The organism is Pedobacter frigiditerrae (assembly GCF_004331645.1).
Taxonomy (GTDB): domain Bacteria; phylum Bacteroidota; class Bacteroidia; order Sphingobacteriales; family Sphingobacteriaceae; genus Pedobacter; species Pedobacter frigiditerrae.
In genome coordinates this window covers 315,341-341,969 of the sequence record NZ_SJSK01000005.1, presented here as the reverse complement: position 1 = coordinate 341,969, position 26,629 = coordinate 315,341, and the positions used below count along the sequence as shown (strand labels likewise).

Sequence of the window (26,629 nt, the reverse complement as noted above, 5' to 3'; positions counted from 1 at the left end):
TGTTAAAATAGGTGCCATGAAAAATAAAATCAATATTGTACTTTTTGTAGCTTTTTTTCTGTGTGGCACACCTTATAGTGCTTATACCCAGGTTAAGGGTGATAGAAAAACTATTTCGATTGCTGCTGAAATAATGGTTGATAAAATTCGTGGTGGTTTATTGGGGCAGATCATAGGTAACATAAACGGGATGCCACATGAATTTAAGTATTTTGAGACGCCTGGAGCCGTAGAAACCTACAGACCTGCTTTGCCGGATGGGGGAATAACTGATGATGATACAGATTTTGAATGGGTTTACATCTACCAAATGCAAAAAAGTCGAAATGCTTTTATCCCCTATAAAGATATCAATGCATTATGGACTAGTCGTATCAATAGGAATATTTGGTGTGCCAATCGTTTTGCCCGACACCTCATGGACCTGGGGATCCAACCACCGTTAACTGGAAACATCACGTTAAATCCTTGGGCCGAATTCAATTTGTCTGGTCAGTTCTTGTCGGAGACCTATGGCTTAATTTCTCCTGCAATGCCTCAAACCGCTGCGAAGATTGGACTTCACTATACAAAAGTGGCTATTGATCAAGAACCCGCCCAAACCACACAGTTGTTTACGGCCATGGTTTCTACGGCATTTACAGAAAACAGCATAGAAAAAATTATTGACGCGGGGGTTTTGGCCTTAGATCCTTCAAGTATCATGAATGGAATTATTGGTGATGTGAGAAAATGGCATAATGCTAATCCAAATAACTGGCAAGAGGTACGCAAGCTTATTCATTCAAAATATGCCACGCATGCAAACTTGACTAGAAATAGAAATGGTTCTGAACTTAATACAGCTGCAATCATTGCCTCATTACTGTATGGCAAAGGAGATTTTTCTGAATCCATAAGATATGCATTTAACTTTGGTTACGATTCTGATTGTAATGCAGCTACGGTGGGTACGATTATTGGCACGATTGACGGTTACCGCGATATGCTAAGTAAGGGATGGCAAATTACGGACAGGTACAGAAATACCAATCGTGATGAAATGCCTATGGATGAAACCATTACAAGTTTTGCTGACCGGTTAATTGATTTATTTGAAATTATAAATGAGCAGAATGGAGGAAAAAAATCTGTGATTAATAAGGTCATTACTTATACGATCATGCGAGAAAGTCCTGCTCCAGTCTTGAAGTTGGTAGCTATTAAAGATCAAATTTCCCATCTCAAAAATTTAATGGGAAAAGAGATCTTATCGAAAATTACAAAGGGTACCAAGCAGGAAAAGGCACAAGCGGTTTACCTGTCAATATGCGTTGGCTCTGCTGAGGAAATCAAGGTATCATATCCAATGCAATGGAAAGAAGGTTGTTATCTTTTGAGTGGTTACTGGAAAATAATGAACAATATCTTTTATGGTGATAGTTTTCAGGGTATGTTGAGTTTACGTGAAAAATTTGCGGCACAGGGATTTTTAAGGCCAAGTACTGCTGCCAAATCTGAAATGCTGTTTAATGATAATGAGGTATGGAAAAAGCCAGAAATCGTTTATGGGAAGCTTCTTCATTTCGCTAATTGATCTTTGTCTTCCCATATAAAATTGCCCAATAAGAGTGGTATTTAAATTTTTCCGATCCAATCTGTTATTTCTGGTTCTCATTGAAATCACGGTAATGATGAGCCATGATCATCAAGATATATGGTAGGCGTTTTCTCATTGAATGTTAGCTAGAGCAGTAGGTTTTGAGAGCAAATTAAATTCAATAAACAGCAAAGAATGTTCTATCTTTTATATGAATCATTGCAATAGTTTTATGTATGGCTAACAAGGGTCAATATCTCAGCCTTGCAGCTTTTGTATTAATGGGTAGATACCAGGGCCAATATCTTAGGAAAGCTACTGTGGCCATTAATTAACCTATTAACCAAATATACTAACAGATGACTATACGCTTCACCACCTTTTTTTGCCTCTTTCTGTTTTTTTTACATGCTGTTGCGCGGCACCCTGAATTATCGGCTCCACAATGTCTTACCAAAGCGGATTGGGGCCACCTACCAGCGCACCCCAGGTTGTTTGCCAATAGCGCTGTGATTGAAAGGATCAAGAAACAAAGTGATAGTGTATCGCTAAAGCTAAGGTACATACTTCGCTCTGATGTAGAGCGAAAGCTAAAGGAATCGGTAATAGTTTATCCAGAAGGAATCAATAATATGGGTACTGCCAGGAACGTACAGGGAAGGATTTTGTCTCTGGCGCTGGATTATCGCTTAACAGGTGAGGCCCGAAGCCTTCAAAGGGCACGGGCTGAATTACTGGCTCTTTGCGAACTCAAGAATTGGGGCACTGGCCATTTTTTGGATGTAGGCGAGGCTGCGTTTGCAGCCGGAATAGGTTTTGACTGGCTATATGATCACCTTTCTTCCGGGGAAAGAGTTAAAATAGCCTCAGCAATAAAGAATCTAGCCATCCTTCCTGCCTTGGCAACAAGAGAAGGAGGAGACAGTTGGGTGAGGGGTAACTTTAACTGGAATCCAGTGTGCAATGGTGGCGTTATGGTTGCCGCGCTGGCTATCGCCGAACTGGAGCCAGAACTATCAAAGACCGCCACCGAGCGTGCAATAAAGAACATCCCTTATGCCGGAGCGACTTATGCCTTTGACGGTGCATTTCCGGAGGGGCCAAGCTACTGGGCCTATGGAACGAGTTTTTATGTGATAGCCGTTGAGGCATTGCGCTCTACCTTCGGTAAGACTTGTGGACTGGAGCAAATGCCCGGGTTTTTAAAGACAGCAGATTATAATAACCAGATGGTAGGTCCAACAGGACAGGATTACAACTATTCTGATTACCATGTTGAACTTCAAAACGAGCCCATTATGGCTTGGTTCGCCAAGGAGTTGAAGCGCCCTGACCTGATCCGCGATGAACTTACCGACATTGATCGCTACCATGAATTCCTGTCAACGGGGAAGAATGCCAAAAGTGGTAAAAATGTTGCCCTTGGCAGGCTTACCCCATTGGAGATCATATGGTGGGATCCATCACTTTTAAAAGCAGCGGCTACTGCCAGGCCACCATTGCACTGGTCGCCACGGGGTCATTTGTCCATGGGGGTGATGCGAAGCTCTTGGGACGATCCGAGGGCAACCTATGTTGCCATAAAGGGTGGGACGCCGAATAATTCCCACGCGCACATGGATGTGGGAAGTTTTATCCTTGAGGCAGATGGGGTAAGGTGGGCCGTTGATTTAGGTACAGAAAATTATGGCAATATGCGTGCCGCCAAATTGGACCTATGGAACTATACCCAGAACAGTAATCGATGGACTGCCTTCAGGGCAGGCCCTGAGAGTCACAATATACTGAGGTTCAATGGTCAATACCAGCTCATAGATGGGAAAGGAGAGGTCATCGAACTTCCAACTCAAAACGGGGTTGTGGGCAACAGGGCTGATTTAAGCTCCCTATATGCTGACCAGGCGAGTAGGGTCGATCGTACGGTGTTACTGAACCCAGATCGATCAGTAACGTTAATCGATGAATGGCAAGTCAAAGGTCAAGCTACCGAGGTTACCTTTCAGTGGCTTACCAAAGCCAGTGTTACCAGAAGTACAGACGGGTTGCTGCTGGTTCAGAATGGGGAAAGTTTGCTGCTCAGTATAAATCCCGCCCTGTTAAATCTGGTAACTGTTGAGATACAAGACGTGTCAGCCTCAACCAAGACTCAGGATTCACCAAATCCAGGACTCAGTCGCATTTTGTTCAAGGTGAACACGCCAGCCAATGCCTCAGGAAAATTAACTTTAAGGGCAATTCCAGGAGGCGTAAAGAAGTTATTGAAAAATTAGCAAGCTATGGTCTTGCTATTAAATAGATAGGATAAAAACCTAAATACAAACCAAAAAGCTAACCAACGTAGTCAATTAATGAAATGATGATTAAAAATATAAATCTCGTATTGCTATTGATCTTAACAACACTTTCTTCATTGGCGAATGCCCAAACTTCATATGCTACCTGGACTAAAAAAGCAATAGAACTGAATAACGGGCTAGTACGAAGGATAATTAAACTGCCAGAAGAAAAAGGCAATTTTTTAACAACTAGTTATGCCCCCTTAAATCAGGAATTCAAATATTTTAAAAAAACAAATCCCGATTTTCAGTTTGAAGTAAATGATAAGATTTATACAGGCACAGACAGTTGGGGATTACGAGATATAAAAACATTTACTGATACAAGGCAAGGCAATGGAGCTGCTGTCAAATTGCTAAGTGAGGATAAAAAAATAGAACTAACCATTCAGTTTTTGCTATATCCAAATTTACCACTTATCAGGAAGAACCTGATCATTAAAAACTTAACTGAACAAAGTGTAAGATTAGAATCTGTTGATGTAGAGAAGTTTGAAGTGGTGGATTACTACGGCCCCACTTTTAGTTGGATTTTTCACGACTATGGGCGTAGACGTTTCATTGGCCCCTATAAAGGCAATATGCAAGATGCTTTGGTTACGGTACACAACAGCGATTGGAAGCAAGGAATCGTGATTGGCAATGAAGCGTCTGGAGTAATCAAGCATACTTCAGTTTTTTGGCAGGAACCAACCATAGTGTCTGGCCTAAGCCATAAAAACGATCGGTTTCCATTCAGGAGAAATTTGAGTAAGGGGGAGTCATTTTCTAGCCCACAGGTTTTTACCATTGTTTATGGAAACCAAAAAGATGCGAATGAAACTTTAAACACGGTGGTGCCAGATTACCTACGCAAGCATATGGGTATTAGGCTTTCCGAGCTGGCAACCAAACCCACTTTTGTTTATAACACCTGGACTCCATTTACCACAAACATCAACGAAAAATTGGTGATGGAATTGGCAAGGGCTGCTGCAGCAGCAGGTATGAAAGAATTTGTGATTGATGATGGGTGGCAAGATAATTATGGCGATTGGGGAATAGATAAAACGAAATTTCCTAACGGATTGAAACCTGTTTTTGATTATATCAAATCATTGGGGATGAAGCCGGGTTTATGGGTAAGTGTAGGTAGTGCTTCCTCAGTAAGTAAGGTTTACAGAGAACACCCCGAATGGTTTGTAAAAGATAAAAAAGGAGAATTTGCTAACCTACAAATTAGCGGTAACAGTATGGATGTTCGTTCAGCGTGTTTCAGTACTGGGTGGAAAGATTATATCCAAAACATCCTAATGAAATTATCACTCGATTATGGTTTAGAATACTTGAAGCTAGACTTTGCCGTAGTTACGAGTCCCTATAGATTTAATAATGAAGAAGCTGGTTGTTATTCAACGAGTCATACAGGCCATAAAGATCAGCGGGAATCTTTATATGTAAATTATGAAAGTGTTTGGCAACTTTTTGATGAACTGCATAAAGCCAAACCAAGCCTGTTCATTGACTGTACTTTTGAAGCGATGGGTGGGCTGCAGTTAATAGATTATGCCATGCTTAAGCATGCAGAGGGAAACTGGCTTTCAAACTTTGGTGGCCATGATGAGAATGTAGACCTTAAAATAAGAAATATGGCTTGGTGGCGATCGCCAGCTATACCTGCAACTGCTTTGGTAATTGGTAATCCTGAAATGCAAGATGAAAATTGGGAATTACATATCAAGTCCCTGGCAGGGGCGTTGCCTATCATGTTGGGTGACCCAAGGAAACTTAGTGCTGTACAATTGAAAACATATCGAGGTTACGCAGATTGGTTACAGAACATGGAAACCAAGTATAAGGTCATGATGTTTAGACAAGACCTCCCAGGGTTTGGCGAGCCAGTAGAAGGGATGTGGGATGGATTTCAACGAATTAACACAGAATCTAAAACTGGTGGAATAATTGGTGTTTTTAGGCATGGGGCAATAGAGGCAAGAAGAATCATCACTATAAACTACTTAGATCCCCTGGCGACATATAAGGTTATGACCATGGGTGGAAATATAATTGCAACCTCAACAGGTAAGGAACTTAAAGAAAATGGATTTCCAGTAAGTATCGATGTTGTCTATGGCGGTGAATTGTTCGAATTGGAAAAAATTAAATGATATAAGCTCTTGAAATCCTCAGGTATATAATGTGCAAAATAAGTTCAAGCAATGGCAAAGAAATTAAATGGTTAACATACTTTTTAGCGATAATTTTGTCTGATACAGTTTAGTTTAGAAATAACTTTTCAGATGATTTGGGCATGTAAATAATCCTGTTAGGAACATTACATGGCGATAATCTCCTCTGATATGATTATATTACTGGATGATGTGCGTGTGCACGATTGCCGAAGCAGTTAAAAGGAACATGAAACAACGGGACATAGGCGAGCTATTACAAGAAATTCTTCCCCAAGAACGGGTCAAGTGCAAATTGATTGACCTTGTCGCGAGTGCATCAGATGCTGGATTTTATTATTTAAGGCCAGTGGCAGTTGTTTATCCTGTCTCCGAAAGCGAAATTATTAAGCTTTTTAAATTCTCTCAATCACAGGGTATTCCCTTGGTGTTTAGGTGTGCTGGCACAAGCCTTTCAGGCCAATCCATCACCGATGGAATTTTGGTTGACTTAAGCAGGCATTGGAGAAAGGTGAGCGTGGAGGGTAATGGTAACTTCATTCGAGTTCAGCCTGGGGTCATTGGAGCCATTGCAAACGCCCAACTTTCTTGCTTTGGCAGAAAAATCGGTCCCGACCCAGCAAGTATTGGTTCTGCCATGATGGGTGGGATCATTTCAAATAATTCCAGTGGGATGTGTTGTGGGGTAAAAGATAATACTTACCATACGCTCCATTCCATCAGGTTTGTATTGCCAAATGGAAAAACATATGATACGGCTGAGCCCCTGGATAAATATCGGTTCATGGTTGAATGCCCGGAAATTCATGATGGATTATCAGCCTTGCGGGAGCGGATTGTATCCAGTCCCCAGATTATAGGTAGGCTTCGCCATAAATACCTGAGCAAGAATACGGTGGGATATGGGCTGAATGCCTTTTTAGATCATGGTGAGCCGCTAGAGATTTTAGCCAGGTTGCTCGTTGGCGCAGAGGGTACACTTGCCTTTGTTTCAGAAGCTATGCTCCGTACCATCCCAGATCATTTACATAAATCGACGGCCTTGCTCTACTTCGCAGATATCACCCAGGCTTGTGCGGCGATTCCGTTGCTTACTGAATCTGGAGCTGCGGCAATAGAGTTGATGGACAGGGCGGCTTTGAAGTCTATAGCCCACATAGAGGGAATCCCTGAACAGATAAGGCTGTTGCCAGATAGGGCCGCTGCACTCTTGATAGAATATCAGGAAGAAGATACTGAAGCTTTGGATTTGCGTGTAACCGCTTTTAGGCAGATGGAGGCAGGAGTTGCGCTTTTAGAGCCCGCAACTTTTTCTTCAAACCGGTCAGAACAGGCATTGCTTTGGAAAGTTCGAAAAGGTATGTTTCCATCTGTGGGGGCGGTCAGGGCCAGGGGCACTACCGTGATATTGGAAGATGTCGCGTTCCCTGTCTCGGTTTTGGGGGAGGCCATCCATGATCTTCAAGCTCTTTTTCTACAATATGATTATCTAAATGCGATTATTTTTGGACATGCCAAGGATGGAAATATTCATTTTGTGATTACCCAGGCTTTTGATGGTGAGCAGGATGTTTTAAGATATAAGGCCTTTCTTGAACAATTGGTCGAGTTGGTGGTGAAAAAATATGATGGGGCCTTGAAGGCTGAGCATGGAACCGGACGTAACATGGCTCCTTTTGTAGAAGCTGAATGGGGGACTGAGATTTATCAGCTGATGCAGGAGGTTAAGCAACTGGTTGATCCCCTTAATCTGCTCAATCCTGGGGTTATACTTAATGCTGACGGAAATGCGCATGTCATGGACCTGAAAACACTTACCCAAGTTGAGCAGGAAGTGGATAAATGTATGGAGTGTGGTTTTTGCGAGCAGAAATGCCCTAGTAGGGACCTGACATTGACCCCTCGAAAGCGAATCGTTGTAAGAAGGGAATTGATGAAATTAAAAGCTGAGGGCAATGGGAGTGAGTACAGGGAGTTGCTTGGACAGTACCAATATCAGGGCTTAGATACCTGCGCCGTGGATGGCCTTTGTGCCACTGCTTGTCCGGTAGATATCAATACCGGTGACCTGGTTAAGCGTCTCCGCCGGGAAAGTCATTCTCCCTTGGCTAATCATATTGCCTTGTTGATTGCTAAAAACTTCAAGTTTGTTTCCCATATGGTCAGGTTTGCCCTTGTTTCTGGGCTTTTGGTCAATAAGCTATTTGGAAAGGGTACGATGTTCCGCCTTACCATGGGATTCCGCCGTTTAATGCCCTCATTTCCGATATGGACTGGGCAGATTGCGCTGGCTAGAGGGATTCCTGCAACAACTGAGGCTGGACCACTTAAGGTTGTCTATTTTCCAACGTGTATCTCCCGTCTATTGGGAGAGCGTGACAAGGGGAAGAAGGGGGTTATGCAGACCTTGGTTGATGTGGCAGCCAAGGCTGGGATTGCTGTATTGATCCCTCGGAAAGTTGATCATAACTGTTGCGGGCAGATTTATTCTTCCAAGGGTTTCAAGGATGCGTTCTCCCAATCTGCAAATGATACGATCGAGCTGTTGTGGTCACAGACCCAGCAGGGGCTTCATCCAGTGGTGCTTGATATCAGTTCATGTACACAAACCATCACTGGTTGTAGAGGAGTACTTTCTGAAACTAACAAGTCTAGGTTTGATGCGCTGCGGTTCATGGATAGCATTGATTTTTTGTATGACATGGTGCTTCAGAGGCTAAAGATAACTCAGAGAAAGGAACGTATTGTCTTGCATAATGTTTGTTCGTTGATGAAAATGAAGGGACTGGAGGATAAGCTCTTGGCACTGGCCAAGCATTTTTCCAAAACGGTTACCCAGCCCCTGTTAGCCGGATGTTGCGGTATGGCTGGGGATCGTGGCTTTCTATATCCCGAACTGACAAGGGCGGCCAACGCGGGTCAGGCGGCTGAGCTTAAAAACCTGGTTTTCGATGGCTGTTATTCTTCATCAAAGACCTGCGAGATGGCGCTAAGTGATGCCATTGGAATGGATTATCTTTCCGTTTTATACTTGGTAGATGAATGCAGTGACCCTTTGGCAACCTCAGGAATAGGTTCGTCTAGCAGCAATGGATCTTAAAACAGCATGGATTGCTGCCTCATAGGCAATGAATCCAAATAAATACTTATTTGTCCGCTCAGGTAAAACAATAATTAGTCAAACTAATGATGAATAATAAAGAAATAACAATTTATGATCTGGCAAAGCAATTAAACCTCTCTGCCACTACGGTGAGTAGGGGTTTGCGTGGTTATGAGGCAATAAATAAGAAAACCAGACTGCGAATTGAGCAATTGGCTACAGAACTTGGTTACCAAAGGAACAAGTTCGCAAGTAACCTAAGGGTACAGCGGACCCATACCATTGGTGTGATCGTTCCCAAGCTTAACAGTCTTTTTATCTCATCGGTTCTTTCGGGGATTGAAAAAATCGTAAATAAGGCTAATTATAACCTGATCATCAGCCAATCTTTTGAAAAGGAATTAAAGGAGAAAAACAATGTTCAAACGATGTTTAACAGTAGGGTTGATGCACTGATCATTTCCCTTTCCACGGAGACAGAAGATTTTGGGCACTTTGATGGTTTTCTCAAGAAGAAAATACCGATTATACTTTTTGACAGGGTAACCGATCAAATTCCTTCGACAAAGGTGGTGATCGATAACTTCAGGGCTGGTTATATCGCTACTGAACACTTGATCATGCAAGGGTATAAAGACATTGTTCACATTACAGGCAGTATGACGCATAGTGTCTATAAAGACCGTTTTGAAGGTTACAGAAAGGCCTTGGATCAATATGGCATTGCATTTGACCCCAGCCTGATGCTGAGCGTCGAATTGACGGAACCTGCATTGAGAACGGTGTTGCTGAATGATGTATTGAAAAGGGATCGCAGGCCGGATGCGCTGTTCATCACCAATGATTCATGTGCGGCAATTGCACAAGTGATATTAGGGGAAGAGGGTCTTAGCGTACCTGATGACATGGCTATCGTTGGTTTTAACAATGATTTGATATCAAGGGTCACATCACCAGCAATTACTACGATCCATTATCCAGGGTATGAGATGGGCGAAACGATCGGGGAACTTGTCATTGAGCAATTGACTGCAGAGGGAGGACAGGTGGTTAATAAGACGGTCATATTGGACTCCGATCTATTGGTAAGATCGTCATCGGTACGGCGTAATGGCTAGCCTTAAGTATGGAGGTACTAATATTTCAGTTACCTTTAGTAAATCAAACAAATAAGGAGAGGGCTCATGTCAAGATGAATCTTCGATTTTCGTTTGACGATGCAGTTGGTTTTCAGCTGCAAACCAAATTCAACAAACTGCAAAAAATGTATGATGCTGATGTTGGGCATTATACTATTTTTATAAGTTGCACTATTTTGGTTTACGGGAGCTATCTTTTCGGTCGCTCTCCAAACTAAATGGTACTGAAAGTACATTATATATAAACCAAATCCATATGAACCGCATTCTATTTATCATGATTTTTGCTTCAATTCGATTAACTTGTTTTGCCCAGATTCCTCCAGAGAAGTTGATCAAGGTTACCATTAGCCCTGACCATGCTGACTGGATTTATAAGGTGGGTGAAAAAGTAAAGTTCGTGGTCAAAGTAACAAGATTCAACGTGCCGGTCAGGGACCTAAAACTCGATTATCAAATAGGGCAAGAGCGACTGGAACCAACAGTCAAGAAAACTGGTATACCTTTTTTAGGTAACATGGAGCTTGACGGGGGGACGCTGCGTGAACCGGGTTTCCTCCGTTGCATTGTCACGGCGGAGGTTAATGGCGTAAAGTATAAAGGTCTTGCCACCGTGGGCTTTGAGCCAGAGCGGATAAAGGCTGTTGCCGAACTTCCAGCGGATTTTTCAAAGTTTTGGGACCAGGGAAAAAAGGAACTTTCGGATTATCCCCTAGATGCAAAAATGGTGCTCATCCCTGAGCGATGTACAGAAAAAGCAAGTGTGTTTCAGGTCAATATCCAAGGGTATGGCAAGGGGTCTCGGGTGTACGGCATCCTTTGCATACCGACCAAACCAGGAAAATATCCCGCACTTCTTAAAGTTCCAGGAGCAGGGATAAGGCCGTATGCCGGGGACATCGCTCTTGCAGAAAAAGGAATGATCACCCTTGAGATCGGTATACATGGTATTCCTGTGGACATGCAGCCTAATGTATATGCGAGTTTGGCGGGTGGAGCACTTAACAACTACCAGAACTTTAACTTGGATGACAAAAACAAATTCTACTATAAAAGGGTATACCTTAACTGTTTAAGGGCAAACGATTTCCTGGTATCCCTATCGCAGTTCAATGGAAAGGATCTTGGGGTTACAGGTGGTAGCCAGGGCGGTGCCCTGTCGGTCGTGACTGCTGCCCTGGACAATAGGGTAACCTGTCTTGCGGCAATGTACCCTGCACTGAGCGACCTTACTGCAACGTTTAAAAAGAGAGCCGCGGGATGGCCACAGTATTTTGAATCCTATAATTATGAATTCAACAACAAAAAAGACAAAATAAGTACATGCGGCTATTATGATGTGGCTAATTTTGCACAGTTGATAAAGGTGCCAGGTTTTTTTACTTGGGGATTCAATGATGAGGTGTGTCCTCCAACATCGATGTACGCTGCCTATAATAATATTTCTTCCATCAAAATCCTCAAGCCATTTCCAGACACTGGACATTGGGCCTATGGAGAGCAGTATGAGACGCTCAATAATTGGCTGTTCTCGAATTTTCAGATGGAACAGACTGCAAATTACAGGTTTTAGGTGATTGAGTAAATCATGTAGCTATGTACGCATTCGGCCTCCTGCTAGATATCTTACATCTGATTTTTATTGGTTGAGTGATTTCTTAACACCCTTTTAAATTCTACTTTTAATTACCCAAAAAAACAATTAATTTAGCGTCTCATTTCTTAATCTTAAAATGCGATCATTGTAACTTCAACATTAGATGTGGTTGAAATCAATACAGTCATTTTCAATCAATCGAATGAATTCAGAAACCTGGCAAGATATCCGAAATGGAAATGCTGATGCAATGAAAACATTGTACCAAAGCTGCTATCAGGAGCTTTTTGCCTTTGGATTTAGGATGATTGCGGATAAGGACAAGGTGAAGGACTGTCTGCATGAGATTTTTTGTGATATCTGGCAAAGAAGGATGCAGATAGGGGAAGTCAATAATCCAAAGGCATACTTAAAAACCTGCGTTCGCAACAAGTTGCTCAAGGAAATAAAGCAAGACCAAAAAACAGATCTAATTAATGATCAAGATTTTGCGCACTTGACAGAAAACTCTTATGAGCAGCTCTTGATTGCTGCAGAGACTGATGCCGATGCAAAAGTTAAGATGTGGCAGGCCATCAATAAACTGACCCCGATGCAAAGGGAGATCATCAAGCTTAAGTTCTTTGAGGATCTGAATTATGAAGCTATTTCCCTGATGCTCAAACTTAAGCCCAGAACGGTTTATAACCACATCTATAGTGCGATTTGCACGTTGAGGGATGAGTTGAGATCCTAAATTAATTTTTTTTTAAATTTTCCTGGTAAATTCTGTGGGTTTTAAACTCTTAGTATTAATTGAAGATGAATAAATTATTATTTATCAGATTTTAATAGCAAAAGATGAACCCTAACCTTTATCATTCTGAAGATTTTGCCGCTGATGAATCCTTCATCGCATACTACCATCAAACCGATGCGGCTGCCATTGCCTTTTGGACAGATTGGATTTCACGCCATCCTGAGAAATTGGATGAGATTTATAATGCGGAGCGATTGCTGGCCAAGTTAAGTCTTAGGTTGGATGAGCAAGAATTGCAAGATGAATTTGCTAGGTTCGATGGTTTTATGGCTCAGGAACATATTGCCGTTATTCCATTGTCAGCTCAAAAAAAGCAAGGTTTTGCATTCACAAAATGGGCCTTGGCTGCAGTGTTGTTTGTGGTATTTTCATTTGGGGGTTATCAATTATACCAAAGCCAATTTAATGAGGTAAGCTACGTAAGCGTTCACAATGGTAATGGAAAGATTAGCGAATTTGTATTAAGTGATGGCACCAAGATATCCTTGAACAGTAACAGTACGATCAGGTATCCCAAGGTATTTGAGGGGGATAAACGTGATGTGGAATTAGATGGTGAAGCTTTTTTTGAAGTAGCAAAAGACAAAACCAGACCTTTTAGTGTAATGGCCAATGGGATAAAAACAACGGTATTAGGCACCCGATTTAACGTGTCTGCTTATAAAAATATGCCAAGGATTAATGTGGCATTGGTAGAGGGTAAGGTCGAAGTACAAACTGTTGGGGGAAGGGATAGAATGACCTTGAAGCCTTCAGAGATGGCTACTTTTAATCTGGAGACTGGTGGCTTGACGAGATCGGCATTTAACACCGCTAACATTTCCGCCTGGAAAGATGGAAGCATCATTTTTGAAAATGCATCTTTTGAAGATATTGCTACAAGGTTACATAATACCTATGGTATCCAACTTATAGACCGCACCAAAGGCTTAAAATGGAAGTACTCGGGGCAATTTGAAAAAATGGATTACCTCACTATCATCAAGAGCATCTGTTTTGCCAAAAAAATTAACTATAAACAAACCAACCAAACTTTTATCCTAACAAACTAACATGAAGAAAAACTACAACAAGTATGTTTTGTCAATTTTTGCTGTCGTGTTTTTGTTGAGCATCTGCAGCCTTGTAAGGGCGCAAAATGTTAAACCTCAAACCACGATCGTAAACATTAACATAAAAGGCAAGCCATTGTCTTCAGTCTTTAAAGAGATTGAACAACAAACCGGCTACAAATTCAATTACGATCAAAATGAAATTGATCTAAAACAACAGGTTAACATAACTTCTAAAACTAGCTTGAAAGCAACCTTAGATGCACTTTCGTCGCAATTAGGTTTAGATTTTGGGATTTCTGGATCCAGTATTTCCGTGCGCAAGGGCGAAAGGAAAACTCCACCCCAAGTGAGATTGATTAGCGGCTTGGTAATTAACGATGGATTACCGACGCCTGGTGTAAACATCTTTAAAAAAGGGACTAGGCAAGGGGCCGTAACCAATGGCGAAGGTCAGTTTACCTTAAGGTTAACTGGCGATAATCTAGACAATACCATCTTAGAATTCATCTACATAGGCATGCAAACCAAAGAGGTTGTTTTGACTAAGCAAACTTATTTAAAGGTAGAAATGACCGATGATGTTTTCGGGATGAATGAAGTTGTAGTTACAGGTTCGTATACCAAGGAAAAGCGTAGGGAAGACGTTGTGGGTAGTATTGCACAAGTAAGCGCAGAGAAACTACAAACAGACAGGCCAATTGAAAGTTTCGATAAAATGTTAGAGGGCTTGGTTGCGGGTGTGCAGGTAGAAACTACCACTGAGCTAAATACGCCAGTTAAAATCAACATTCGTGGACAAGGATCTCTGCCAACTTTTGGTGCCAGTAGGGGAACTTCTACACAACCATTATTTGTGATAGACGGCATACCAGCTTACGAGCAACAAAGAGGAAATGAGGCGAGTGTTTTTAATGGAGAGACTTATTTAAATCCACTATCAAATATCAACCCAGATGATATAAAGAGCATAGCAGTATTAAAAGACGCAACAGCTTCAGCATTGTATGGTGCCAATGCAGCCAATGGAGTAATTATCATTACCACAAAAGGGGGCAGTGCAGGCAAAACAAGGTTGAATTTTAGTTATGATACCGGTGTTGCCACTTTTATAAATGAATATAAGTGGTTAAGCGGCCCAAAGTATTATTCTTTATTGAGAGAAACTTATATCAATGGTGGTCGTTCAGTAACTGAGGCAACTCAATTGGCGGGTAGCAATACCATAAACACCGATTGGTTTGATCTAACGCAACGCAATGCTGTTTATCAAAATGCTGGTTTAGATGTTTCTGGTGGCTCAGATAAAACAACTTTTAGGTTTGCAAGTGGTTATCGTAACCAACAAGCTAGCTCTTTAGGTAATGACTTAGAAAAAATCTATGTCCGTTTAAGAGTAGATCACCAGCTGGCTAATAAATTTAAGGTTGGTTTCAATTTTAGTCCAACTTTTACTGAAAGCAATGCGCTTTCTAATTATGGTGATGTACTACTGCCACCTAATTTTGCACCTTACAATACTGATGGAACCTACTCAGATTTTTCCAATGTGCCAAATCCGTTAGCAGTTTTAGCACAAAATGAGCAAAGTAACAAAGGTATGCAACTGTTAGCCAATGCTAATGCTAATTATCAAATTACCGATGAAATAGCCATTTCAGCTACATTTGGTGCCGATAGTTATCAAAATAAGCAAAAGCAATATCAATCTGCCTTAAATGCAACAGGTAGGAATGCAAACGGAAGATTAGAAATTTACGATAGAAATTATTTAGGTTATACAGGTTTTGTTCAAGCTACTTATGACAAAGTATTTAAGGAAAAACATACCGTAAATTTTTTGGTTGGTACACAAGTAGAAAATAAAAACACCGATTTATTAAGAGGGCAGGGTTCTGGCTACACGTACGATAGATTGAGGGTGCTTAACCTTGCTGCTATACAAACCTCAGCTTCATCATCATCTTCAGATGCTACAATTTCCTACTACTCTCAATTAGGTTATGATTTTGCTAAAAAATATTATGCAAATATCAATGGCCGCTTAGATAAGTCGTCTATTTTTGGTGGAGATAAGCAAGTTGCCTTCAATGGTTCGGTAGGTTTGGCGTGGGTAATTAGCAATGAAGATTTTCTAAAAGACAATAAAACCTTAAGTTTTCTAAAATTGAGAACCACTTATGGTTCTACAGGTAATTCAAGAATTGGAACCTATGCCGCAAGAGGATTATATGATTTTGGAACAGCTTCCGGTAACAGTTATAATGGAAATGTAGCTTCATATCCAGAGAACTCATCTGCACCAAATCCAGATTTGGGATGGGAAAAAAATTATAAACTAAATTTTGGACTAGATTTTACCTTGTTTAACAAGTTACAGGTTACAGGAGAATATTTTAGCAATACGATTGAAGATTTAATTTCATCCGTTTATGTGCCTTTAGAAACAGGATACTCATTAATCTCTGCAAATACAGGCAAAATGCGAAACAGCGGATTTGAATTGTCTATCAATAGTGAAATATTGGAAAGGAAAAATTTTAATTGGAATTTGTCATTTAATTTAGGTACAAGTAAAAACAAATTGATATCATTTAACAATGGTTACTCTGCCTTATATTCTGCTGCTACAGATGCTGCGGGTTTAAGAGTTGGAAGCAGTTCAACTGCTATTTATGGGTATAAATGGGCCGGAGTAAATCCGCAGAATGGTGCTGAACAATTTTTTAATGCAAATGGAGAAATCAAAACAGCAAATGAAATACAAGCATTGCCAATAAGCTCTACAAGTGTTTTGGGCGATCGGTTACCAGATTTTCAGGGTGGTATGGTTAATGCATTTAACCTTTATGATTTTAATTTATCGTTTACCATTTTATACAGCTATGGTGCTAGTAAATTAGTAAGTTATGTAGACGAATCTGATGGAAGAAATCTTCAAAATAGAAACCAGAGTGTTAATTTAATAGATAGATGGCAAAGAGCTGGGGACATTACAGACATTCCCAAACTTCTACTTATCAGAGATGTTGTTGCAAATTCATCTCGATATTTATACGATGCAAGCTATTTGAAATTAGCGAACGTTTCGTTAGGCTACAAATTGCCTAAAACAGTTTCTGATAGACTTCATTTAAATAATGCATCGCTTTTTGCAAATGCTACCAACCTACTTTATGTTTATAAAGATGCTGGCACAAAAGGTAGAAACGGCATAGCCGAAAGAAGGTTTGTGTATCCAGAAACTTCGGCCTTTACGTTCGGTATTAAGGTTGGATTATAAATAAATCAAATTATAAAACGATGAAAAAATATTATATCATATTACTTTCCCTATTCGCAATCACTATATCATCCTGCGAAAAGCTATTGGATAAAGAACCAACTGATAAGATATCCTTGGAAGATTTATTTAAGGATGTTTCTGGTTCAAAAACGGCATTGGCCGGTGCATACCACAATTTATTAGAAGAAAGCCACTATCAAAGAAATTTAATGGTTTATGCGGATATTTTGGGAGGCAATATTAAGTTCAGTAAAACCACTAACCTTCGTTTAGAGGATGTGTACAATGCTGCTCAAAATGCACAAGAATCTTCAATGAACGACACCTATTCGTTTTTGTACAGTGAGTTAAATAATGTAAACAACATCATTAAATATACACCAACTGCAGAGGGTTCTAGTGTAGAAAAAGCAAAGGTAATTGCCGAAGCGAAGTGTATCAGGGCATTGATCCACTTTGATTTGGTTAGAATTTTTGCAAGACCGTTCAACTTTACCGCTAATGCTTCTCATCCCGGAATTGCCATTATTCTACAACCACAGTTGTTTGCAGATCCATCGCCAGTTAGGGTTACTGTTGCACAAACTTATCAAGCAATTGTTGCCGATTTAAATGATGCAATTACAGCTTTCGATAATACAAATACGGGAATTTTAAAAGGAGGTTACAAACAAAACTACTTTACAAAATCGTCTGCAACTGCATTATTAGCCAAGGTTTACTTAAACCAAAACAATTGGGATGCAGCCTTTACTTTATCAGATAACTTGATCAAGAGCAATGAATACACTTTATTAACAAATGCTAATTATGTAGCCAGTTGGACAGGTCGCGTTCCATCATCAGAATCAATTTTTGAGCTGGCCTTAGAAACCTCTTTTAATTCAACTGGTTTAGGTGGTTATTATGATTTTAATAATACTTCTGGCTATAGGATGTTTGCCGCAACCAATGATCTTTTAGGTTTATACAGTGATACTGATGTGCGTAGAAATACCTCGATGTTTAATACGGTAGCAATAAGCGGCATAAATTATCTATTCACTAAAAAGTACGCGGCTGGCGGTCCATTGGCAACACCAATTAAATTATTAAGGCTATCAGAATTACATTTAATAAGAGCAGAAGCTGCTGCTGAAAAAGCTACTCCAGATTTTACTACAGCTAATGCAGATTTAAATTTAATAAGGAAACGTGGTGATGCTAGTGCTAGCACTTTGAATTTAACAGTAAAAACTGATTTAATTGATGCCATCCTTATAGAAAGAAGAAAGGAATTAGCGTTTGAAGGTAGTTTGCTATTTGATTTGTTAAGAAAAAAGAAGAATGTTGTTAGGGTAGATGTTACCGCTGTAACTAAAAATCTTAACACTAACGATGATAAATTAATTATGCCGCTTCCTGCAAATACAGTTAACGCCAATAGAAATATGACACAAAACCCTGGTTATATCAAATAATTAAAATGAAAAAACTATTCACCATCCTTTTAGCTACAATATTATTTGTAGGATGTAAAAAAGACGAGCCAACAGCTAAAGCAGACTTATATCCAGATCAGCCAGTTTCAACGCCATCAATATCGGCAATAGCTACATTTCATCAAAATGTACAATTCTATCAGCCTTTTGTTTATCGTTATGATCCAACAAGTAGTAAGTGGACAGCTAGGATCCTTAGTCATTTCTCTACAATTCCTGCTTCAGATCCAACGGCATTGGGCTTTACAAATGCTGCAGTTGCAGATAGCGGGACATCTATGTTTGATATGGTTAAATTATATACTGCTGAAACAGGTACGACGAACATCAAAACAGTAAAAATAAATGCCGATAAAGTATTACAGTTCTTTCCAGACTTTGTAGGCGCCAAAACAGGAATTGTTAAGGTTGTTGTACAAGATGTTACTTTAACAAGGGCAAATTTAACAACATTCAAGATCGGTATTAGTGGTTCAGGTACTTATGATGAGAATACAAAGGTGATAGATTTAGAAGTTAAGTTTAATGAAACAGCCATTGGCGGAACATCACAAACAATTAAATACAAAATAAGCCCAGTTGCACTTGTTTTAAATTAATAGCCATGAAAAGATTTATAGTTATATTTTCAGTTATAGCAGTGTTTTTAATTGGCTCTGCATTTTTGCAAGAAAAAGAATATACCATTGCAGAGTTGCGTGAGCTTTACAGTGGCGACCCAGCAAAGTGGCCAAAACCAGATTTAGATCAAGAAGCTAAAAAGGGATTTAGCGATATTGGTTATTTAGGAAGACCTACCTATCCAAAAGATAACCCATTTTCTGAAGAAAAACAGAAACTCGGAAGGACGTTGTTCTTCGACCCAAGGTTATCATCCTCAAAACAAATTGCTTGTGCATCTTGCCATGATCCAGAATTAGGTTGGGGAGATGGTAAACGTGTGGCTTATGGACACGATCGTCAAAATGGAAAACGCAATGCGATGACCATTATCAATACCGCATTTTACAAAAAGTTCTTTTGGGATGGCAGGGCGAACAGTCTTGAACATCAATCGGGTTTCCCAGTAGCAGACCATGTGGAAATGAACATGGACCTCAAAGAAATGGTTAAAAACGTAAACCAGGTTGAGGGATATAAACCATTGTTTAAACTAGCTTTTGGTAGCGAGGAAATTAACCTAGATAAAATACAAAAGGCGATAGCGACCTTTGAAAGAAGCATTGTAAGTACAAATAGCCGTTTTGATTCTTTTGTGAAGGGCAACCCCAAAGCCTTAAAAGATGAAGAGGTTGTTGGTTTGCACCTGTTTCGTACCAAGGCCAGGTGTATCAATTGCCACAATACACCCCTGTTCAGCGATAACAGGTTCCATAATGATGGACAGGCCCTTTTGGGCTCTAGGTTTGAGGACCTGGGACTTTATAACGTGACCAAGGATTTAAGGGATGTTGGCAAGATGAGGACACCTTCATTGAGGGAAACCAATATTACCGGGCCCTGGATGCACCATGGTAATTTCCCGTCGATCAAGGATGTGATTGAGTTTTACAACCTAGGGAACCCGATTGCTGCCCAGAGGAGCCTGAAGGTGGCGGATTCATTGAAGGCCCCAAAATCTGCCATGCTGAGAAAGTTAAATTTAACGCTTGAAGAGCAACAACAGCTGGAAGCATTCCTGAAATCAATAAGTACGATGGTTAACAAGATCAATCCCCCGGTCTTGCCAAAATAACACATGGTGGAGAATCCTCGGGGTTTTCCACTATATTTTAATAAATGATAAGAAAAGAAGTAAGGAGCATTTTAGTGATAGCTGCTTTGGTGGTGATTTTAGCTTCCTGTAATACCCTGCACCGAGTTGAACAGCTCCCTGAAGGAGTTTACAGCATGACAGCTAAAGACTATGGCAGTATCAATCCGGTTATTGACAAGCCTGCCATTACTGGCAAGCGCCTACAGGTGTTGTCCGCCCAGGATGAAAATCTCTTTTACCTGCGGGATGCGGGATCTTTGTCACCCCTAAGTGTAAATGAGATCAAGGATTCAGAAAAGGTGAGATTGACAAGGACTGTCCTCGACCTTGACGTGATTACCATTCCCTTCAAGATCAGGCCTTCGGTAGAGGGCTTTCCCCAGCAAATGAATGCAACTTTTAATGGGGCGTTATATTTGGGTCAGAGAAACGATATCTATACGGTGGCAAAAGACAATGGCAAGTTAAGGCTGACTGGCCATGGGTATGGATTTGGTGCATTTCTTGGGGTGGGCTCAGTGACCATGAATCCTTTTGTTCTTCAAAACACTGTTGATTATGAATATGATGGCTTTGTGATACAGGGTGGTCTTGCAGGTATTTATGATGCCAAGCGCTTTAACTTTGGGCTGGCCATTGGTTCGGATTTATTGATGGATAAAAACAGGGGTAACTGGATCTATCAGGGTAAGCCCTGGATTGGAATGTTGTTTGGCATACAACTGAATTAAGGGTATGAATTCACTATTGGATCATTGACATCATTGATGGGGTTATCGAAGATTTGGTAATAATTTATCTGAACCGACCCGTCACGAGCATTGCTGCATTAAGTTATTGTTGGGGTTATTGCCATCCCCCAAATTGGAAAAACCTATTAAAGGGGGATGGCTGTCACCTAATGTTTTAATATAATTGTTATATCTGATACCAGATACAATAACTTTCAATTCTAAATTGGTTAAGGTGCTATTGCACCAGGTGTAGGAAGCTGGTTTTCTCGAATTTCAAGATCATCCCAATACATTACAAATGACTTCCCAGCATTTTGAAATGGAGTAAGAACAGGGGCACTGCAATATACCTTCATCGGGTTCCATCCGTTCCAGCCCTGAGGGTTTGTATTATTATGGTGGATGTTAGTAGCATATTTATCCGTCAATTTATACCACGTGCCGGTATCATTCGCATTGACGTTGCGCATCGCAAAGTAATTTCTACCTGCACTTCCAACTCCTTGTTTTAGATAGATTTCCGCTTCCAGCCATCTGCCAGAGTTGATCGTGTAATTAAAATTCTCATCTTTCCAGATGTTTACGGGTGGCCCACCTACGCCCATTTCATCACAGGTCATGATAAAGTGGAACTTCGTCGTACTCGCATTATTAGCACGTGTAACATATATAGCTACTCGGGAGTCTTTCCCTGTGGTGGTAGGGATATGATTTCTAAATTCCCATAGCAACAACCAATCGCCTGAATACGGTACCGGAAATGTTGAAGATTGGAGTAGATTAAAATCAGTTGGAAGGTAAAACTTGACTTTTTGATAATATTCGGTAACATTTGAAGCTACGGCTTTATCTGCGGTCGTGGCACCAGGTGCGAGTGATTGGGAGAATAGTTCTGCTGCAACACGCCCTTTCATATAACTACCTTCAGGAATGGTAGCGTTGGTAAGGCGGAATCTGAGTACCGTATTGCTGTTGTTGCTATTCACATTTTTTACTGGGTTGGCAATGATTTCCGCCCTTCTATCTGTATAGGTTCCACCTTCATAGTTCATTCTAAAGAGTTTATATTTTGATGGTTGTAATGTTTCAAGGTCGTTTACCCATTTACTGTAGGAGAAGTTAGTGGTAAAGCCTTGAATATCCTCTCCAAGGCCGGTATGACTGCCTCCGGTCATTCGAGGGTAATCGATGGTATTACCTGTGCCAGGCTCAAAACCTGATCGAAACACCAGGTAGGGCGTGCCCGCAAGGGCGGCAAAATTGGTGGAAGATGTACTGCTTGTTCCAACAGCAGGATTTTTCATTACTTCGGAATCGGGATTTTTTGCACATGCACTTAAGAGCACAACTGGCAATAGGGCAGCACGAATGCTGCTAAAAAAGAATTTCATTTTCATTTAATTGACTGGTTTATAATTGGTTAATTGCTTATTATACTTATAGACCCAGCAAGTGAAGCAATGGTGTACATACTCAACAAATATGTTGTCATGTGATTTTATAATTTGGCAATGCACATCTGACAAACATAAAAGCACTCAATTTATTAGTAGGAGTGTTTTAGGAAGTTAGCTATTTCTCTTATTAAAAAAATCCAGCTATATGTTCCGATGTTTTTAGTTGGCTAAAGAAATAGCTCATTGAATAAATACCTTTATGGAGTTTTAGACCAGAGGGTTGCGTTATGACGGTGGATGTTCAAAGCATGTTTTGGACAGTTTGTATCCTGTGTTGGGTATCGTATTAATTCAGCTATCAGCAGATTGAAAAGGTAACTAAAGGCTATGCAATTGATGGCAACTGAAATTATATTTGAGTAGGGTTATTCAGGCTTCAACTCCTCATATCGTGGGTTTACAAAGATAATCGCTTCGCTGATAGCTAAAGTGCCCAGGCACCATAAGTGAAAAAACCTGCATAACTTATGCAGGTTTCCCTTCAACTAATTTAAAATTAACGATATGGATTAATGGGTTTAATATAACAGGTCTACTTTACACATCTAAAGCCGATCGTACTGGCCCTATCGAAGCCAGTTTGCATTAAAAAATAGATACTGTGTGAATTATAAGGTTGCGGTCCGCCTGCGGGTTTCTGATTTGGGGTGCCGGGAAAATACCAGCGTGAGGTTTGTAGAGTCCAGTATTTACAACCGCCACGAAGCGTCACGAACGTATTATGCCCATCAAATCGTTCGCTTTCATTCCATTCAAATACTTCATTAAAAATAAAATCCTTTTTATGTTCCTGCGCAGCTACCTGCCATTCCCATTCGGTAGGCAAACGCATCCCGGCCCAGCGGGCGTAAGCTCGTGCATCCTCAAGCGTAATGTTTACAACGGGTTTATTTAGCAAAGAATCGGGGCAAACTGTGCCATTCCAATGTTTCAAATAATTGACAGTATCCTGCGGAATATATTTAACAGCCTTTACAAACTCAGTAAATTGGACGTTTGTTACGGCTTTTGACATGATTTGAAAGGTTGGGATGGCAACATTGGTTTTATGGACGATCATTCCATTTTCTACCTTGTTTTCGTAATTACTACTGGCGCCACTATCCGGGTAACAATCGGATTCGCGTTTGACATGTTCGGTCACTAGGGTATAATTCCCTGCCTTCACTGTCAATAGGTTTGGCGGTAAGGGTACCATAGAAGCCATCATTTTTGGAGCTGGCTTGGCTGCAGTGGTGAGCGTAAACTGTGTATGTTTGTCAACGGCTGGTAGAGGAGTTGCTGTTTCCCTTTTGTTGAGGTTTAATAAGTTTACTATTGCAGCGGTGGGTTTGGTTTTGAGCCCCAGTATACATGAAAACCTGTCGAGTGGAATAGTTACGGTATTTTTATTTACGCTTAGCTTCTCGCCCGTCCATAAATTGTAATAAGTCATCGTTTTATCCGCTACGGGCAAATCAAATTTCCCTGCCGCATGTTCCTTATCGGTGGCGATGTTCCATATACGGGCTTTGCTGTTTTCCCATGATGAAAGATGGATGTGTGCGTTCCCGCTTGGTAAATATGGTTTCCAGGAATCTGATGTGTACAGGTATCCAAACTGCTTGTAAATAGCATTTATTTTACGCAAGGTTTGACGGTCAATGGCGTTCCAGGTATTTACATGCCCGAACACGTTTTCCCAAACCAAGATGCCCTGTCCATTAATCCAACTGTAAGCCATATTGTTCTGCCGGCTATGTTCCCACCGTTGTATGATCCATTGCAAGTGTTCTGGGATTAGCCACTTAACCCGCGAAATCCCATTATTGTTATAACGCGATAGTGTTTGCCCCCAAGATGTTGTTATGGCATTGTAGCCCTGTATGTTTTGAAGTGTTGGGTGATGTTCGGTGCCGATGCTTAATCCTCTTTTGCTTTTGTCAAGCTCCTTTTGAAAGTTATCGCCATCAAACCAGGTATCAAAAAACAAACCATCAGCATCTGTACTCTTGAGTACTTGTGTCCAATGTTTATCATCGGGTATGGGGGAGCGGCGTGTATCTATTTCCCATGGCATATATGGGAAATATACCTTGACGTTGTTTTGATGAAACACTGATATGGCATCGCGTAAGCCTTTGATCCCCCCAGGAATGGCGTCTATGGTTTCCCAGATATTTTTATCATCGACACCAATATTTGGATAACCTATCCAGATTAGAACCGACTGGAATCCGCCAAACTCACGCTTCATCTTATCGCAATATTTTTGGGTAGTAAAGACCTTTTTATCAGCATCCCAGAAATCTTTATCCCATAAATAGGCAAATCCAGAAATGAAATTGGTTTTTGTCCATTGCATTTCTGGGCGATTGTAGATCTGTTTGTCCACACCAATGTTTTGGGGATAAAACGAAGGGCGCATCTCATTGTATACCTTCAAATTTTCAGGACTGGAGGGAATAGTTAATTTAAGGTTCATCACCTCAATCTTCACGGTACCGGTATCTGTGCTGCTAAAATATACAACGGGCTGTACCACTAAATTTTTAGTATCAAAATCTGGAATTTTAAATTCGCTGTGTAGGGAGGTCAATTTTTGTGTTATGGATACAGAATCAACTATAGGTGCTTTAACAATGGCATGGCTTAGTTCCTGTCCCTTTTTTACAAAAATTAAACCCACAGAAAATTGCGACCGTCCCTTTTCATTTTTTGCCAAACCTTCAAACCTGATTTTGTCGTTTGGTTTTAAGCGCATTTTAGTAAGCACTCGTTTGTAATGTAGCCTAACCTTGGTATTGTTTTTAATCTTTAGCTCCAGATAAATAGAGGAGGTATCATTTAAGTGACCGCGAAGGTGCGTTTGGTAGGCTTTCATTTTCTTATACCAAGCATTCCAATCTTCGTTCATCGCCGGCGGGGCAATAATGGTTTCGGTTTCAACAATGTCATTAAAAGGCCTGTATTTCCACACCATTGGAGGATCCCAGTCGTTACGTATGGCAAACTGCGAAAAAGGAAAAGTTAGGTAATCCTGCTTTTGGCTAAAAGCGTCAGCAATGGGAAACAGGGAAATGCCCAGCAATAATATTAATCTAAAGGATTTTTTCATTTGATAATTTTATCATTCATTGTGTATAAGGATGCATTGCTAAACATGAGCCGACCGATCCATGTATTCCTGCACTTGCGCTCTAAAATGGTAAGATGGGATAGTATCAGATTTAGTTACGGACAAGCCACCCACTACATTGGCGAATTGTGCGGCTTCCATGATAATTTTACCTTCGGATAAAGCGACCGCTAGTCCTGCGTTGAAGGCATCTCCGGCTCCGGTAGTATCGATTACTTCATTTACTGAAATGCTGGGTATGAGCATGGCTACAGAACTGTTACATAAAAAGCTTCCTTTTTCTCCCAGTGTAACCAAGATGTTTTTACACCCCAGGCTCAAAAGTTGTTGGGCTACTTCCTCATCACTGTAAGCAGCATCATTGACTAAGCCAGCACATATTTTTGCTTCTGTTTCATTTGGGGTTAAAATATCAATCATCGAAAGATCATAACCCATTAAGTTTTGTGCCGGTGCGGGGTTTAAAATAACGATTGCCCCTTTTTGCTTAGCTTTTTCGGCTGCATATAAAGCGGTATCCAGCGGAATTTCCAGCTGTAACAAGACAATGCTATTGTCAGTGATCAGCGATAAGGCCGTATCAATGTCTTTTCGGCTAAATTGGTTAATGGCTGCTATATCAATCGTGATGACATTAAATCCGAGCTCATCGCAAATGATAAAACCTGCGCCAGTTGGCATGTCGGTACTTTGAAAAACGAACTCGGCATTTACGTTTTCGAGTTCACAAAGTTTAATGAACGATTCACCGAAAGCGTCTTTACCAATGCGGCCCACAAAAGAGGTGTTTGCTCCTAAACGTGCTGCCTGCACTGCTTGATTAGAGCCTTTACCGCCATGTGTTTGTCGGAAATTACGGGCAAGCACAGTTTCTCCTGTTAAGGGAATACGATCTGTATCCATGACCAGTGCTACCAGATAACTGCCTATAACCACTATATTTTTATTTTTCATTGAAATAATTATTTTTTAACATTAATGAAGCCATGATGTGCAGCAAGTTTTTGTTCATTGCAAATTGATT

16 protein-coding genes are annotated in these 26,629 nt (G+C 40.6%); 13 read left to right on the top strand and 3 right to left on the bottom strand.

The window, feature by feature from the left end:
• The first annotated feature begins 16 nt into the window (after positions 1-16).
• The 13 genes from EZ428_RS18965 to EZ428_RS18905 all read left to right on the top strand — a co-directional run bounded on the left by EZ428_RS18965 (position 17) and on the right by EZ428_RS18905 (position 21,027).
• A complete protein-coding gene (locus EZ428_RS18965) occupies positions 17-1,576 on the top strand; it encodes an ADP-ribosylglycohydrolase family protein (protein ID WP_131554777.1) in 1,560 nt (519 codons plus the stop codon).
• A gap of 362 nt (positions 1,577-1,938) precedes the next feature.
• Positions 1,939-3,849 (top strand): heparinase II/III domain-containing protein, encoded by a 1,911-nt coding sequence (locus EZ428_RS18960; protein WP_131554776.1) that lies wholly within the window; start codon positions 1,939-1,941, stop codon positions 3,847-3,849.
• An 86-nt stretch (positions 3,850-3,935) separates the two neighbouring features.
• Positions 3,936-6,062: an alpha-galactosidase gene (locus EZ428_RS18955; RefSeq protein ID WP_131554861.1), complete on the top strand. Its 2,127-nt coding sequence runs from the start codon at positions 3,936-3,938 to the stop codon at positions 6,060-6,062.
• A 250-nt stretch (positions 6,063-6,312) separates the two neighbouring features.
• Positions 6,313-9,183: an FAD-binding and (Fe-S)-binding domain-containing protein gene (locus EZ428_RS18950; RefSeq protein WP_131554775.1), complete on the top strand. Its 2,871-nt coding sequence runs from the start codon at positions 6,313-6,315 to the stop codon at positions 9,181-9,183.
• Positions 9,184-9,269: 86 nt separating this feature from the next.
• On the top strand, positions 9,270-10,304 hold the full coding sequence (locus EZ428_RS18945; protein ID WP_225871096.1) for a LacI family DNA-binding transcriptional regulator: 1,035 nt from the start codon (positions 9,270-9,272) through the stop codon (positions 10,302-10,304).
• A 277-nt stretch (positions 10,305-10,581) separates the two neighbouring features.
• On the top strand, positions 10,582-11,898 hold the full coding sequence (locus EZ428_RS18940) for an acetylxylan esterase (protein ID WP_131554774.1): 1,317 nt from the start codon (positions 10,582-10,584) through the stop codon (positions 11,896-11,898).
• Between the two features lie 226 nt (positions 11,899-12,124).
• Positions 12,125-12,658, top strand: a complete 534-nt coding sequence (locus tag EZ428_RS18935; protein WP_165501825.1) for an RNA polymerase sigma factor — start codon at positions 12,125-12,127, stop codon at positions 12,656-12,658.
• Positions 12,659-12,762: 104 nt separating this feature from the next.
• Positions 12,763-13,773, top strand: a complete 1,011-nt coding sequence (locus EZ428_RS18930) for a FecR family protein (RefSeq protein ID WP_131554772.1) — start codon at positions 12,763-12,765, stop codon at positions 13,771-13,773.
• Between the two features lies 1 nt (position 13,774).
• The gene (locus EZ428_RS18925) at positions 13,775-17,056 is read left to right on the top strand and encodes a SusC/RagA family TonB-linked outer membrane protein (protein ID WP_131554771.1); all 3,282 of its coding nucleotides are present in this window, start codon (positions 13,775-13,777) and stop codon (positions 17,054-17,056) included.
• Positions 17,057-17,076: 20 nt separating this feature from the next.
• On the top strand, positions 17,077-18,519 hold the full coding sequence (locus EZ428_RS18920; protein ID WP_131554770.1) for a RagB/SusD family nutrient uptake outer membrane protein: 1,443 nt from the start codon (positions 17,077-17,079) through the stop codon (positions 18,517-18,519).
• Positions 18,520-18,524: 5 nt separating this feature from the next.
• Positions 18,525-19,139, top strand: a complete 615-nt coding sequence (locus EZ428_RS18915) for a hypothetical protein (protein WP_131554769.1) — start codon at positions 18,525-18,527, stop codon at positions 19,137-19,139.
• Positions 19,140-19,144: 5 nt separating this feature from the next.
• Entirely contained in the window at positions 19,145-20,275 is a 1,131-nt protein-coding gene (locus tag EZ428_RS18910; protein ID WP_131554768.1) for a cytochrome-c peroxidase, read from the top strand.
• 44 nt (positions 20,276-20,319) lie between these two features.
• Positions 20,320-21,027 (top strand): hypothetical protein, encoded by a 708-nt coding sequence (locus EZ428_RS18905; protein ID WP_131554767.1) that lies wholly within the window; start codon positions 20,320-20,322, stop codon positions 21,025-21,027.
• Between the two features lie 230 nt (positions 21,028-21,257).
• On the opposite strand, the gene EZ428_RS18900 is transcribed toward EZ428_RS18905, so the two are convergent.
• From EZ428_RS18900 to EZ428_RS18890, 3 genes are all read right to left on the bottom strand, one after another.
• On the bottom strand, positions 21,258-22,259 hold the full coding sequence (locus EZ428_RS18900) for a hypothetical protein (protein ID WP_131554766.1): 1,002 nt from the start codon (positions 22,257-22,259) through the stop codon (positions 21,258-21,260).
• A gap of 760 nt (positions 22,260-23,019) precedes the next feature.
• A complete protein-coding gene (locus tag EZ428_RS18895; protein WP_131554765.1) occupies positions 23,020-25,584 on the bottom strand; it encodes a formylglycine-generating enzyme family protein in 2,565 nt (854 codons plus the stop codon).
• 39 nt (positions 25,585-25,623) lie between these two features.
• On the bottom strand, positions 25,624-26,559 hold the full coding sequence (locus tag EZ428_RS18890; RefSeq protein ID WP_131554764.1) for a ribokinase: 936 nt from the start codon (positions 26,557-26,559) through the stop codon (positions 25,624-25,626).
• Between the last annotated feature and the right edge of the window lie 70 nt (positions 26,560-26,629).

What these genes read in the sequence shown, in the direction of transcription:
- EZ428_RS18965 (WP_131554777.1), top strand. Translation starts at nt 17, where the DNA reads ATGAAAAATAAAATCAATATTGTACTTTTTGTAGCTTTTTTTCTGTGT.
- EZ428_RS18960 (WP_131554776.1), top strand. Translation starts at nt 1,939, where the DNA reads ATGACTATACGCTTCACCACCTTTTTTTGCCTCTTTCTGTTTTTTTTA.
- EZ428_RS18955 (WP_131554861.1), top strand. Translation starts at nt 3,936, where the DNA reads ATGATTAAAAATATAAATCTCGTATTGCTATTGATCTTAACAACACTT.
- EZ428_RS18950 (WP_131554775.1), top strand. Translation starts at nt 6,313, where the DNA reads ATGAAACAACGGGACATAGGCGAGCTATTACAAGAAATTCTTCCCCAA.
- EZ428_RS18945 (WP_225871096.1), top strand. Translation starts at nt 9,270, where the DNA reads ATGATGAATAATAAAGAAATAACAATTTATGATCTGGCAAAGCAATTA.
- EZ428_RS18940 (WP_131554774.1), top strand. Translation starts at nt 10,582, where the DNA reads ATGAACCGCATTCTATTTATCATGATTTTTGCTTCAATTCGATTAACT.
- EZ428_RS18935 (WP_165501825.1), top strand. Translation starts at nt 12,125, where the DNA reads ATGAATTCAGAAACCTGGCAAGATATCCGAAATGGAAATGCTGATGCA.
- EZ428_RS18930 (WP_131554772.1), top strand. Translation starts at nt 12,763, where the DNA reads ATGAACCCTAACCTTTATCATTCTGAAGATTTTGCCGCTGATGAATCC.
- EZ428_RS18925 (WP_131554771.1), top strand. Translation starts at nt 13,775, where the DNA reads ATGAAGAAAAACTACAACAAGTATGTTTTGTCAATTTTTGCTGTCGTG.
- EZ428_RS18920 (WP_131554770.1), top strand. Translation starts at nt 17,077, where the DNA reads ATGAAAAAATATTATATCATATTACTTTCCCTATTCGCAATCACTATA.
- EZ428_RS18915 (WP_131554769.1), top strand. Translation starts at nt 18,525, where the DNA reads ATGAAAAAACTATTCACCATCCTTTTAGCTACAATATTATTTGTAGGA.
- EZ428_RS18910 (WP_131554768.1), top strand. Translation starts at nt 19,145, where the DNA reads ATGAAAAGATTTATAGTTATATTTTCAGTTATAGCAGTGTTTTTAATT.
- EZ428_RS18905 (WP_131554767.1), top strand. Translation starts at nt 20,320, where the DNA reads ATGATAAGAAAAGAAGTAAGGAGCATTTTAGTGATAGCTGCTTTGGTG.
- EZ428_RS18895 (WP_131554765.1), bottom strand. Translation starts at nt 25,584, where the DNA reads ATGAAAAAATCCTTTAGATTAATATTATTGCTGGGCATTTCCCTGTTT.
- EZ428_RS18890 (WP_131554764.1), bottom strand. Translation starts at nt 26,559, where the DNA reads ATGAAAAATAAAAATATAGTGGTTATAGGCAGTTATCTGGTAGCACTG.